Origin of the sequence: Piscinibacter sp. (genome assembly GCF_050175855.1) — a bacterium.
In the GTDB taxonomy this organism is placed as follows: Bacteria; Pseudomonadota; Gammaproteobacteria; order Burkholderiales; family Burkholderiaceae_C; genus Piscinibacter.
In genome coordinates, this window is record NZ_JBFXIO010000124.1 from 1 (window position 1) to 11,899 (window position 11,899).

At 71.0% G+C, this 11,899-nt stretch carries 11 protein-coding genes; 5 read left to right on the forward strand and 6 right to left on the reverse strand.

Going from position 1 to position 11,899, the window contains the following annotated elements:
- The coding region (locus tag AB7U92_RS11430; RefSeq protein WP_428576463.1) for an HDOD domain-containing protein at window positions 1–723 on the forward strand (723 nt) is incomplete at its 5' end.
- A gap of 12 nt (window positions 724–735) precedes the next feature.
- On the opposite strand, the gene AB7U92_RS11435 is transcribed toward AB7U92_RS11430, so the two are convergent.
- Genes AB7U92_RS11435 through AB7U92_RS11450 form a run of 4 tightly spaced genes read right to left on the reverse strand, consistent with a single transcriptional unit; the run spans window position 736 to window position 5,468 of the window.
- The gene (locus AB7U92_RS11435) at window positions 736–1,740 is read right to left on the reverse strand and encodes a hypothetical protein (protein ID WP_428576466.1); all 1,005 of its coding nucleotides are present in this window, start codon (window positions 1,738–1,740) and stop codon (window positions 736–738) included.
- 8 nt (window positions 1,741–1,748) lie between these two features.
- Window positions 1,749–2,384 (reverse strand): FMN-binding negative transcriptional regulator, encoded by a 636-nt coding sequence (locus AB7U92_RS11440; RefSeq protein ID WP_428576468.1) that lies wholly within the window; start codon window positions 2,382–2,384, stop codon window positions 1,749–1,751.
- Between the two features lie 46 nt (window positions 2,385–2,430).
- Window positions 2,431–4,869, reverse strand: coding sequence for a putative bifunctional diguanylate cyclase/phosphodiesterase (locus AB7U92_RS11445; RefSeq protein ID WP_428576471.1), 2,439 nt, complete (start codon window positions 4,867–4,869; stop codon window positions 2,431–2,433).
- On the reverse strand, window positions 4,866–5,468 hold the full coding sequence (locus AB7U92_RS11450; protein ID WP_428576473.1) for a methylamine utilization protein: 603 nt from the start codon (window positions 5,466–5,468) through the stop codon (window positions 4,866–4,868). The genes AB7U92_RS11445 and AB7U92_RS11450 overlap by 4 nt, the downstream gene beginning before the upstream one ends.
- 168 nt (window positions 5,469–5,636) lie before the next feature.
- On the opposite strand from AB7U92_RS11450, the gene AB7U92_RS11455 reads away from it, so the two are divergent.
- The gene (locus AB7U92_RS11455) at window positions 5,637–6,302 is read left to right on the forward strand and encodes a CAP domain-containing protein (RefSeq protein WP_428576476.1); all 666 of its coding nucleotides are present in this window, start codon (window positions 5,637–5,639) and stop codon (window positions 6,300–6,302) included.
- A gap of 15 nt (window positions 6,303–6,317) precedes the next feature.
- Here AB7U92_RS11455 and mnmA read toward each other — a convergent pair whose 3' ends face one another.
- On the reverse strand, window positions 6,318–7,427 hold the full coding sequence (gene mnmA / locus AB7U92_RS11460; RefSeq protein ID WP_428576479.1) for a tRNA 2-thiouridine(34) synthase MnmA: 1,110 nt from the start codon (window positions 7,425–7,427) through the stop codon (window positions 6,318–6,320).
- Between the two features lie 40 nt (window positions 7,428–7,467).
- Here mnmA and AB7U92_RS11465 point away from each other — a divergent pair, with 40 nt between their 5' ends.
- Complete coding sequence (locus AB7U92_RS11465; RefSeq protein WP_428576482.1) at window positions 7,468–8,325, forward strand: FAS1-like dehydratase domain-containing protein; 858 nt, start codon at window positions 7,468–7,470, stop codon at window positions 8,323–8,325.
- Here the strand turns inward: AB7U92_RS11465 and AB7U92_RS11470 are convergent.
- Window positions 8,315–8,806 (reverse strand): NUDIX hydrolase, encoded by a 492-nt coding sequence (locus tag AB7U92_RS11470; protein WP_428576485.1) that lies wholly within the window; start codon window positions 8,804–8,806, stop codon window positions 8,315–8,317. The two genes, AB7U92_RS11465 and AB7U92_RS11470, sit on opposite strands and share 11 nt — an antisense overlap.
- A gap of 92 nt (window positions 8,807–8,898) precedes the next feature.
- On the opposite strand from AB7U92_RS11470, the gene AB7U92_RS11475 reads away from it, so the two are divergent.
- Both AB7U92_RS11475 and pntB read left to right on the forward strand, forming a co-directional pair.
- Window positions 8,899–10,479 carry a Re/Si-specific NAD(P)(+) transhydrogenase subunit alpha gene (locus AB7U92_RS11475; protein ID WP_428576487.1) on the forward strand — a complete coding sequence of 527 codons (1,581 nt, stop codon included), beginning with the start codon at window positions 8,899–8,901 and terminating at the stop codon, window positions 10,477–10,479.
- 16 nt (window positions 10,480–10,495) lie between these two features.
- Window positions 10,496–11,899 (forward strand): Re/Si-specific NAD(P)(+) transhydrogenase subunit beta (gene pntB / locus AB7U92_RS11480; protein WP_428576490.1); only part of this gene is annotated, 1,404 nt, incomplete at its 3' end.

Sequence of the window (11,899 nt, forward strand, 5' to 3'; positions counted from 1 at the left end):
GCGCGCATCGCCCAGGCCGACGTGGCGATGGCCGCCACGCTGATCCGCAACGCCAACGGCGCCGCCTTCGCCGCCAGCGCGCCGGTGGCCTCGGCCGGCCAGGCGATGAACCGGCTCGGCCTGAAGCAGTCGGCGGCGCTGATGAACGCCTTCCTGGCCCGCCACGCCATTCCGGTCAGCCATCCGCTGCTGACCGGCTTCTGGGACCAGTCGGCCCGCCGCGCCCAGGCGCTGGCCTGGGTCGCCACGCAACTGCCGGGGCTGTCGCCCGACCTGGCGCACAGCTATGGCCTGTTCTGCCACGTCGGCCTGCCGGTGCTGATGCAGAGCGTGCGCGGCTACGCCGGCACGATGGTGGAGGCCCGCGCCCGCCGCGACCGCAGCTTCATCGAGACCGAGAACGCCAACCACCGCACCGACCACGCCGTGGTGGGCGCGCTCACGGCCCGCGCCTGGCGGCTCGCACCGAGCGTGATGGCGGCGATCCGCCTGCATCACAGCCTGGAATCGCTGGGCAGCGGCGACACCGAACCCGAGGTGCACACGCTGGTGGCCGCCGGCCTGGTGGCCGACTTCCTGCTGGCACAGCGCAGCGGGCTCTCGCCCGAGCCCGAGTGGGAGGGTCACGGCGCCGCCGCCTGCGACTGGCTGGCGATCAGCGCCGACGACCTGCACCACTGGCAGGAGACACTGGCCGAGGCCGAGGCGCTCGTGCCGGCCTGAGGCCGCGCCGGCTCAGCCGGCGATGCCCGTCACCCAGGCCTTGCGGATCAGCCGGCCGCAGTTCACCGAAGCCTCGCCGCTGCCGGCCGCCGCTTCGCGCGCGACGATGCCGTAGTGCGTGCGCCCTGCGTCGATCCAGGGGTAGAAGCCGAACGCACCGGCACTGCTGAAGGCACCGTCGCCGACCACCGGATCGTCTTCCACCCAGTGGCCGAGCGAGTAGTGCCAGCTCTCGGTGGTGGGCACCGGCGTGCCGTCGGCGGTCGGGCAGGTCAGCGGGTTGGTGCACACCGCCTGGCTGCCGAGCAGGCTGCCCAGCGCCAGCGAGCCGCCCAGCAGCTTGCGCAGGAAGCGCGCGTAGTCCGCCGGCGTGCTGACCACGCCGCCCGCCGGCTGCGGCTGCGAGAAGGTCAGCACGATGTCGCTGCCGAGCTGGCCGCGCAGCTCGGCGGCCAGCGAGGCGTTGTTCAGCGCGCCCAGGCCGATCAGGCTGGCGTGCTTCTGCATGTGGCCGCCGCCGTAGTCGAAGCGGCCGTCGGACGCCGGGACGTATTCGCCGTTGTTGAGGTAGTTCAGGCAGCCGTCCACCGTCTGCCCGGGCAGGCAGATCGCGAAGCGCGTGTAGCCGCTGCGGAAGGTCAGGTGCTTGATGTCCTCGGCGGTCGGCGCACCGGCGCGGCGCTGCACCACGTAGGCGCCGTACAGCCATTTCGAGGCCGAGGCGATGTTCATCGTCGTACCCGCGCCGTAGGTGGTGCCGCCCACGGCGCCGGAGGCCAGGGCCGTGCTGCGGTCGCCGATCTCCCAGTAGAACGGCCGGATCGCCGCACAGGCATTGCTGCTGCTGGCCGCCGTGGCGGTGGCGGCGGCGATGCGCGCGCTGTTGTCCGGCGGCGGTGGCGAGGGCACGCCGGGCGAGCCGGCATCGTCGCCGCCTCCACCGCAGGCGGACAGGGCCAGGGCGGCAAAGGCCAGCAGCAGGCCGCGGCGGTGCGTGAGGGCGTTGTCTCGATCCATGGCCAGCCTCAAGCAGGTGCTGCGCCAGGGTTGCGCACCTGCGCCGCCATCGCCGCGCCGCCGGGCTCCTGCTCGAGCATGCGGGCCACGCCGTCACGGTCGGCCGCCGAGCGGTTCTGGCTGACCTTCCACTTGCCGGTGAGCGACTCGATCGGGATCTCGATGCCGACGATCGCGCCGAGCATCTTCTCGATGTAGTCGTCCGGCGCGTCGCTCACCGCCCAGGGGGCGGCGCGGCCGGCCTCGTGGGTATTGGTCAGGCGCGAGACGAGGGCGTGCAGCTCGCGGGCATCCTCGATCGCGCGCAGCCGGCCGCGCGCCTGCACCATCACGTAATTCCAGGTCGGCACCACCTTGCCGTGCTCGGCCTTGGCCGCGTAGCCGCTCGGGCTGATGTAGGCCTGCGGCCCCTGGAACACCGCCAGCACCGGCGTGAGCGCCGCCTCGCGCCACAGCGGGTTGGCGCGCGCCACGTGCGCCACCAGCGTGCCGTGCGGGCCGCGCTGCGCGTCGAGCATGAACGGGATGCTGTTGGCCTGCAACTCGCCGCCCGACAGCGTGACCAGCAGGCCGAGCGGGTGCGCACGCAGAAGCGTGTGCATCACCTCGGTGCGCGATTCCTCGAAGTGCGTGGGCAGGTACACGGGCGTTCCTCCAGGAGGGAGGCCCGATTCTGCCGGCGCGCCGGGCTCAGTGCAGCAGGCCGGCGTTGCCTGCCGCGCCGGGCAGGCGGCTCTTCTCGACCCAGCGCGCCGACCAGGCCACGAACTCCTCCAGCGGCATCGGCTTGCCCATGTGGTAGCCCTGCGCCTGGTCGCAGTTCAGCTCGCGCAGCTGGTCCCAGATCTTCGCGTTTTCCACGCCTTCGGCCACGACGCTCAGGCCGAGGTTGTGCGCCAGCTCGATCATCGAGCGCACCAGCTTCACGTCGACCGCGTCGCGGTCCATGTTGCGCACGAAGACCATGTCGATCTTCAGCTCGTCGACGGGCAGCAGCTTGAGGTAGCCGTACGACGACATGCCCGAGCCGAAGTCGTCGATCGACAGCTTGAAGCCCATCAGCGCCAGCCGCTTGAGCGTGCCCAGCGCGCGCTCGGGGTCGTCCATGATCGCGCTCTCGGTGATCTCCAGGCAGAACGCCTCGGCCGGCACGCGGTGCTGCAGCAGCAGCGACTCCAGCTTGGACGGCAGGTCGGTGTCGAACAGGTCACGGGCCGAGAGGTTGACCGACAGCACCATGTCCGCGCCTTCGGCATGCAGCTCGCGCCAGGCCTTGGCGCAGGCCTCGAACACCCACAGCGTGAGCTGGCGGATGAAGCCGGTCTGCTCGGCGAACGGGATGAATTGCCCCGGCGAGATCATGCCGCGCACCGGGTGCTGCCAGCGCACCAGCGCCTCGGCGCCGGCGACGGAGCCGGTGGCCAGCGCGAGCTTGGGTTGCAGGTGCAGGCGCAGTTCGCCGCGCACGATGGCCTCGCGCAGCTCCGACAGCAGCGACAGCGACTGCGCGCTGCTGTCGTCCATCGCCGGCTCGTACATCTGCGGGCCGGCGTGGCGCTTCTTGGCGGCGTACATCGCCATCTCGGCGCGGTTGATCAGCGTGTCGGCTGCGTCGGCATGCAGCGGCCAGCAGGCGATGCCCACGCCCACCGTCAGGTCGAGGCGGTGGTCGTCGAGCGACAGCGGCTGCTCGAAGGCGCGGGTGATGCGCTGTGCCACGCTGGCGGCCAGCTCGGGCGTGGCATCGCGCAGCAGCACGGCGAACTCGTCGCCGGAGCGGCGCGCCACCAGGTCGCCGTCGCGCAGCACCTGGCGCGAGAGCCGTTCGGCGGCGGCCTGCAGCAGCCGGTCGCCCACCGCGTAGCCGAGCTTGGCATTGATGTTCTTGAAGCGGTCGAGGTCGAGCATCAGCACGGCCAGTGGCTTGCCGCCATTGCCGGCCGCGGCGACGGCCTCGCGCACCACGTCGCCGAACTGCGCGCGGTTGGGCAGGCCGGTCAGCGCATCCCAGTAGGCCAGCTGGAGGATCTGCGCCTGCTTCTCGGCCACGCTGACGCGCATGTTCTCGAACGACTGCGCCAGCTCGCCGAGCTCGTCGCTTCGTTCCATGCCGCGCACCGGCGTGTCGTAGTCGCCGCCGCCGAGCTGCTCGGCGGCGCGGGCGAGGCGACGCAGCGGCGTGGTGACTCGGGTGGCGGTGTACAGGCTGCCGACCGCGAACACCGCCACCGCCAGCAGCGTGATCAGCAGCAGCGCCAGCTGCAGGCGTTGCGGCGTGCGCGCCGCTTCGTCGATCGACAATGAGACCAGCGCGAGCACGCCCGGTCCCGAGTCGCGATCGCCGGGGCCCAGCGTCGTGAGCCAGCGGGCACGCACGCCCAGCTCCTCGCCTCGCGCTTCGACGGCCGCCATGGGCGGCGGGGCCGCGCTCCAGGGTTGGACGGCCAGCTGCTGTGCCGCTTCGGCACTCAAGGTGCTCTGGACGCTGTGCCAGCCGGCCGCCGCGTCGTCGCGTACGAGCAGCGTCAGGTTCAGGGCTGCCAGCGCACGCAGGTCTGCGCCGAGCCTGTCGTCGATCGGAAAGCCCATCGCCACCCATCCGACGAGCCGTGGCGCATTCATCGGCACCAGGACGATCTGGTGCGGCCGACCGTGGATCAGCATCAGGCCGCTGGCGCTGCCAGCGCTGCTGGCCGTGCCGGCCAGCACGGCGGCGGCCGGGCCGAACTGCGACGAATCCATTCCGGCGCCGGCCACGGCGCGCACGCTGAAGTCGGTGCCGAGCCAGGCGACTTCGGTGGCCCCTATGCGCGAGCCATGGTTCTCGAGCACCGAGCCGATGGTGTCGCGGTCTTCCGACAGCACGGCATCGCGGAAGCCGAAGTCGGCCGCCATCAGCTTGGCGGCTTCGGTGAGCGTCTGCGCGCGCTGGTCGAGCAGCGTCTTGAGCACGCGCTCGCCGGCGGCCAGCCGGTCGGGCAGCGTGCTGCGCGCCTGCGCGCCGAGGCTGGCGCTGATGGCGGTGAAGCTGGCGATCTGCACCAGCGCCAGCAGGCCGAGGAACAGCGCGGCCACGCGCATCGCGAAGGAACGACGCAGGCGCGTTGGCAGGGTCAGGCCGAGACTCATGGCGCGGCCTCCAGCGCGAGCTGGAACGACTCGCGCAGTTCCGCAGTGCCGATCTGCACCTTGCGCGTGACCGGCGGGCTGTTGGCCGCCAGCCCGGCATGCCACACGCTGAGCTGGTAGGCGCCGGGCGGCGCATCGGCGATGCGGGCCAGGCCGTCGGCGCCGGTCATCGCGTGCCAGGGTGTGTCGGCCACCACCACCCAGGCGGCCATGCGGTCGTGGATGTTGCAGCCGAGCACGGCGATGCCCGGCTTGTCGAACACCTCCGGCCTGCTCGGCACGCCGGCGTAGAGCTTGATCTCGAAGGTCTTCGCCTTGGAGAACGAATAGACGTGGTGGCGCACGGTGTCGAAGTTCGGGAAGTTCACCGCCGTGCCGACCGTGATCAGCGTCACGCGCGGGATGAACTGGCGCTTCTCCTGCGCGATCTGCACCTCGGGCATCGGCTTGACGGCCGCCTTGCCGCCGGCGGGCTCCAGCAGCACCACCGCCTCGGGCAACGCGCGCCCGGCGGCGTCGCTGATCTGCACGGCCACGGGCGCACCCAGCGCGGGCGGCGCGGCGAGGCAGAAGGCGGCGAGAGTGAGTTCGGGGTGCATGGGAAAGGGCGGCCGGCTCGACGGCCCGCCATGGTGGTGTATCGGCTGCGCCGCGGGGGAGTTGAACGGTGCGCGCCCGTGAGGCATCTCACGCGAGGGCCGGATCTGCTGCGACTGCTTACGGTTCTTCACCGCTTCGCGCACCCGGCGTGGCTAGCCTTGCGGCCCATGTCGAAGTACCTTGGGTCCGCCCGGCTGGGCAGTCTGTGGCTGGTGGTTCTCCTGGCCGCTTGCGGTGGCGGCGGCAGCGATGCGCCTTCCGATCCCGCAGCGGGTGCGCCGCCGGCACCCGCACCCGCACCCGCACCGGCACCCGCACCGGCGCCCGCACCCGCACCCGCACCGGCACCGGCACCGGCACCGGCACCGGCACCGGCACCGGCCGGCGCCGACGCCACCTGTACCTTGCCTGATTTCGTCGACAGCGTGATCGCCCGCGTCAACCAGTTGCGCGCGGCGGGGGCCAGTTGCGGCGCGCGCGGCAGCTTCGCGCCGGCCGGGCCGCTGGCCTGGAGCACGCCGCTGACCCAGGCCGCCACCGTGCACACGCAGGACATGGTGACGAACAACTTCTTCTCGCACACCGGCTCGAACGGCAGCACGCTGAGTTCGCGCGTCAACGCCACCGGCTACGCCTGGAGCAGCCTGGGCGAGAACATCGCCGCCGGCTACGGCACGGTGAACAACGTGATGGCGGGCTGGATGGCCAGCGACGGTCACTGCGCGAACATCATGAACCCCAACTTCACGCAGATCGGCGTGGCCTGCATCAAGGGCACCAGCGCCAACACCTACCGCGACTACTGGACGATGGACCTGGCGCGGCCGCGCTGATCCACGCCGAGCCGGTCAGTCCATCGCCTGCGCGATCACGCCGCCGCCCAGGCACACCTCGCCGTCGTAGAGCACCGCCGACTGCCCGGGCGTGACGGCCCACTGCGCCTCGTCGAAGCGCAGGGCGAAGCGGGCCGCAGACTCCGCCTCGAAGCGGCAGGCCGCGTCGGCCTGGCGGTAGCGCGTCTTCGCGCCGTAGCCGCCGGCGGCGGGCGCCGCGCCGGCCACCCAGCTGGCATCGTCGGCGCGCAGCGCGTGCGACAGCAGCCAGGGGTGGTCGTGCCCCTGCACGGCGTAGAGCGTGTTGGTGGCCATGTCCTTGCGGGCCACGAACCACGGCGCGTGCTCGCTGCCGCCCTTGGCCGCGCCGCGCTCCTTGAGGCCGCCGATACCGATGCCCTTGCGCTGCCCCAGCGTGTAGAAGGACAGGCCCACGTGCTCGCCGATCGTGCGGCCGCGGTCGTCCTTGATCGGGCCGGGCTGGTTGGCGAGGTAGCGGTTCAGGAACTCGCGGAACGGCCGTTCGCCGATGAAGCAGATGCCGGTGGAGTCCTTCTTCTTCGCGTTCGGCAGGCCGATCTGCTCGGCGATGCGGCGCACCTCGGTCTTGGGCAGCTCGCCCACTGGAAACATCGTCCTGGCCAGCTGCGCCTGGTTGAGCCGGTGCAGGAAGTAGCTCTGGTCCTTCAGCGGGTCGAGCCCCTTGAGCAGCTCGACGCGGCCGTCGCGCTCGCGCACGCGGGCATAGTGGCCGGTGGCGATCTTCTCGGCGCCCAGCCGCATCGCGTGGTCGAGAAAGGCCTTGAACTTGATCTCGGCGTTGCACAGCACGTCGGGATTGGGCGTGCGGCCGGCCTGGTACTCGCGCAGGAACTCGGCGAAGACGCGGTCCTTGTAGTCCGCGGCGAAGTTGACGTGCTCGAGCTCGATGCCGATCACGTCGGCCACCGCGGCGGCATCGACGAAGTCGACGTTGCTGGAGCAGTACTCGCTGTCGTCGTCGTCTTCCCAGTTCTTCATGAAGATGCCGACGACGTCGTGGCCCTGCTGCTTCAGCAGCCACGCACTCACGGCGGAGTCGACCCCGCCGGACAGACCGACGACGACCCGCAGTTTCTTGCCCATGGCCGCGATTATCCCGCCCGGCGCGCGGCACACTCGGGCCATGGACGAGCGTGAACTTCAGGGCTGGATCGGCCGTCGAGAGACGCACCGCGACCTGTTCGGCGCCACGCCGTCGGCGGCGCTGGCTGCCACGCTGGACCAGGCCCCGCGCGAGTGGCCGGCCGGCACGCCGTTGCCGCCGCTGTGGCACTGGCTGTACTTCCTCCCGCTGCACCGCGCCAGCGAGCTGGGGCCGGATGGCCACGCGAAGCTCGGCGGCTTCCTGCCGCCGGTGCCGCTGCCGCGGCGCATGTGGGCGGGCAGCCGCTTCGAATTCCTCGCGCCACTGCGCGTGGGCGATGCGGCCGAGCGCGTCTCGACGATCGAGAACGTCGTCACCAAGCAGGGCCGCAGCGGGCCGCTGGTGTTCGTGACGGTGCGCCACGAGGTCCTCGCGAACGGCGCCGCCGCGCCGGCGCTGCGCGAGTGGCACGACATCGTCTATCGCGCCGCGAAGCGGCCGGGCGAGGCCGAACCGTCGCCGCAGCCCGCGCCGGCCGATGCGCAGTGGTCACGTGAGCTGGTGCCCGACGACGTGCTGCTGTTCCGCTACTCGGCACTCACCTTCAACGGCCACCGCATCCACTACGACCGCCGCTACGTCACCGGGGTCGAGGGCTATCCGGGCCTGGTGGTGCACGGCCCGCTGATCGCGACGCTGCTGCTCGAACTCGTTGCGCGCCAGCTGCCGGGCGCGGCGCTCGCCGGCTTCTCGTTCAAGGCATGGCGCCCCACCTTCGACGGCCGGCCGATGCGCGTGAACGGCCGGCGTGACGGCGACACCGTGCGCCTGTGGGCGCAGGACCACGAGGGCTGGCTGACCATGGACGCGCTGGCGACGCTGGCGCTCAGCGCTTGATCTCCGGCGCGTAGACCGACGGGTCGGTGCTGATGGCCGCCAGCGGCAGGCGCACGCCCGCGGCATGATCCTCGATGCAGCGCAGCACCAGGCCGCTGCGGTGGCGCTCCCGGCTGGCGCGAACCTCGTCCAGCGTCATCCACAGCGTGCGAACGATGCCGTCGTCGAGCGATCGTGCCGGGTCGGGCTCGCCGACGCTGCCGCCGAAGGCGAAACGCACGTAGGTCACGTCTTCCCCGGTGGCCGGGCGCTGGAAGCGCGACAGGTACACGCCCACCAGCCGGTCGGGGGTGAAGACCCGCGCGGTCTCCTCCAGCGCCTCGCGCTCCACGCCCTGCTGCGGACTCTCGCCCGGGTCGAGGTGGCCGGCCGGGTTGTTCAGCTTCAGTCCCTCGGGCGTGTGCTCCTCGACGAGCAGGTAGCGGCCGTCGCGCTCGATGATCGCGGCGACGGTGACGCTCGGTTTCCAGCGAAAGGTCATTACAGAAATGTTGCGGGCGCAGGGGGCGGCTGCCCGGTCATTGTGTAAGCTCCGGCCCGTTTCACCAAAAAACAGCGCCTGAGGAGGCCTCCATGTTGATCGGTGTTCCGCTCGAGACAGCGGCTGGGGAAAAGCGCGTCGCCACCGTGCCCGAGGTGGTCGAGAAGCTGGTCAAGCTCGGCTTCGGGGTGGCCGTGCAGAGCGGCGCCGGCGTGGCGGCCAACATCGACGACGACGCCTACCGCGCCGCCGGCGCCGAGATCGTCGGCAGCGCCGCCGAGCTGTGGGGCAAGAGCGAGATCGTCTTCAAGGTGCGCCCGCCCAGCCTCGACGAGGTGGCGCTGATGCGCGAGGGCGGCGCGCTGATCGGCTTCGTCTGGCCGGCGCAGAACCCGCCGCTGATGGAAGCGCTGGCCGCCAAGAAGGCGACGGTGCTGGCCATCGACTGCCTGCCGCGCCAGCTGTCGCGAGCGCAGAAGATGGATGCGCTGACCTCGATGGCCGGTGTCAGTGGCTATCGCGCGGTGATCGAGGCGGCCAACGCCTTCGGCCGCTACTTCAACGGCCAGATCACCGCGGCGGGCAAGATCCCGCCGGCCAAGGTGTTCATCGCCGGCGCCGGCGTGGCGGGCCTGGCGGCCATCGGCACCGCGGCCGGCCTGGGCGCCATCGTGCGTGCCAACGACACCCGCGCCGAGGTGGCCGACCAGGTGGTCTCGCTCGGCGGCGAGTTCGTCAAGGTCGACTACGAGGAGGAAGGCTCCGGGGGCGGCGGCTACGCCAAGGTGATGAGCGAGGGCTTCCAGGCCGCCCAGCGCGCCATGTACGCGCAGCAGGCCCGGGAGTGCGACATCATCATCACCACCGCGCTGATCCCGGGCAAGCCGGCGCCGCGGCTGATCACCGCCGAGATGGTGCAGACCATGAAGCCCGGCAGCGTGATCGTCGACATGGCCGCCGAGCAGGGCGGCAACTGTGAGCTCACCGAGCCGGGCCAGGCGGTGGTCAGGCACGGCGTGACGATCATCGGCTACACCGACCTGGCCAGCCGGCTCGCGCGCCAGTCGTCGACGCTGTACTCGACCAACCTGCTGCGCCTGACCGAGGAGCTGTGCAAGACGAAGGACGGCGTCGTCAACGTCAACATGGAAGACGACGCGATCCGCGGCCTCACGGTGATCAAGGAGGGCGAGGTCACCTGGCCGGCGCCGCCGCTGAAGCTGCCGGCCCCGGCCCCGAAGCCGAAGCCCGCCGTGGCGGCGCCCGCCGCCAAGGGGCACGGCCATGGCGCCGGCGAGCCGATGTCGGCCAAGTCGCTGGCCATCGTGTTTGCCGTCGGTGCGCTGGCGCTGTTCGTCGTCGGTGCGTTTGCGCCGGCCTCGTTCCTGTCGCACTTCACCGTGTTCGTGCTGGCCTGCTTCATCGGCTACATGGTGATCTGGAACGTGACGCCCTCGCTGCACACGCCGCTGATGAGCGTGACCAACGCGATCTCCTCGATCATCGCCATCGGCGCGCTGATCCAGATCGCGCCGCCGCTGACCGGTGGCGGCGGCGACCGGCCGAACGGCCTGATCCTCGGCATGGCCGTGGTCGCGCTGGTGCTCACCGCGATCAACATGTTCGGCGGCTTCGCGGTCACGCGGCGCATGCTGGCGATGTTCCGCAAGTAAAGAGAACGAGAACAACATGACCGAGAGCCTCGCCACCGTCGCCTACATCGGCGCCACCGTTCTCTTCATCCTCAGCCTCGGCGGCCTCGCCAACCCCGAGACCGCCCGCCGCGGCAACCTGTTCGGCATCATCGGCATGACGATCGCGGTGCTGGCCACCGTGCTCGGCCCGCGCGTCACCGCGGCCGGCGTGCCGTGGATCGTCGGCTCGCTGGTCGTCGGCGGCGCCATCGGCCTCTTCGCCGCGAAGAAGGTGCAGATGACGCAGATGCCCGAGCTGGTGGCGCTGATGCACAGCCTGGTGGGCCTGGCGGCCTGCCTCGTCGGCTTCGCGAGCTACGTGGACACCTCGACCGTGTTCCCGACGCCGGCCGAGAAGGTGATCCACGAGGTCGAGGTCTACATCGGCATCCTGATCGGCGCCGTGACCTTCTCCGGCTCGGTGATCGCCTTCGGTAAGCTCTCCGGCAAGATCGGCGGAAAGCCGCTGCTGCTGCCGGCGCGCCACTGGCTCAACCTGGCTGCGCTGCTGGTCGTCATCTGGCTCGGCCGCGTGTTCCTGAATGCGCACGACGTGGCCTCGGGCATGACGCCGCTGCTGATCATGACGGTGATCGCGCTGCTGTTCGGCGTCCACATGGTGATGGCGATCGGCGGCGCCGACATGCCCGTGGTGGTTTCGATGCTCAACAGCTATTCGGGCTGGGCGGCGGCCGCCACCGGCTTCATGCTGAGCAACGACCTGCTGATCGTCACCGGCGCGCTGGTGGGCTCGTCGGGCGCGATCCTCAGCTACATCATGTGCCGCGCGATGAACCGCAACTTCATCAGCGTGATCGCCGGCGGATTTGGCGGCGGTGCGCCGGCTCCGGCGGCCAAGGGCGATGCCGCCCAGCCGCAAGGCGAGGTGACGCCGGTCAGCGCCGTCGAGACCGCCGAGCTGCTGAAGGAAGCCAAGAACGTGGTCATCGTGCCGGGCTACGGCATGGCGGTGGCCCAGGCCCAGCACGTGGTGTGCGAGATCACCAAGCTCCTGCGCGGCAAGGGCGTCAACGTGCGCTTCGGTATCCACCCGGTGGCCGGCCGCATGCCGGGCCACATGAACGTGCTGCTGGCCGAGGCCAAGGTGCCCTACGACATCGTGCTGGAGATGGACGAGATCAACGAGGACTTCCCGGAGACCGACGTGTCCATGGTGATCGGCGCCAACGACATCGTGAACCCGGCCGCGCAGGAGGATCCGTCGAGCCCGATCGCCGGCATGCCGGTGCTCGAGGTCTGGAAGGCCAAGACCTCGATCGTGATGAAGCGCAGCATGGCCTCGGGCTATGCCGGCGTCGACAACCCGCTGTTCTACAAGGAGAACAACCGGATGCTGTTCGGCGACGCGAAGAAGATGCTCGACGAGGTGCTGGCGGCG

Excerpts from the sequence above, each read along its gene's own strand:
- AB7U92_RS11470 (WP_428576485.1), bottom strand. The coding sequence starts at position 8,806 with ATGACCTTTCGCTGGAAACCGAGCGTCACCGTCGCCGCGATCATCGAG.
- AB7U92_RS11455 (WP_428576476.1), top strand. The coding sequence starts at position 5,637 with ATGTCGAAGTACCTTGGGTCCGCCCGGCTGGGCAGTCTGTGGCTGGTG.
- mnmA (WP_428576479.1), bottom strand. The coding sequence starts at position 7,427 with ATGGGCAAGAAACTGCGGGTCGTCGTCGGTCTGTCCGGCGGGGTCGAC.
- AB7U92_RS11445 (WP_428576471.1), bottom strand. The coding sequence starts at position 4,869 with ATGAGTCTCGGCCTGACCCTGCCAACGCGCCTGCGTCGTTCCTTCGCG.
- AB7U92_RS11475 (WP_428576487.1), top strand. The coding sequence starts at position 8,899 with ATGTTGATCGGTGTTCCGCTCGAGACAGCGGCTGGGGAAAAGCGCGTC.
- AB7U92_RS11465 (WP_428576482.1), top strand. The coding sequence starts at position 7,468 with ATGGACGAGCGTGAACTTCAGGGCTGGATCGGCCGTCGAGAGACGCAC.
- AB7U92_RS11450 (WP_428576473.1), bottom strand. The coding sequence starts at position 5,468 with ATGCACCCCGAACTCACTCTCGCCGCCTTCTGCCTCGCCGCGCCGCCC.
- AB7U92_RS11435 (WP_428576466.1), bottom strand. The coding sequence starts at position 1,740 with ATGGATCGAGACAACGCCCTCACGCACCGCCGCGGCCTGCTGCTGGCC.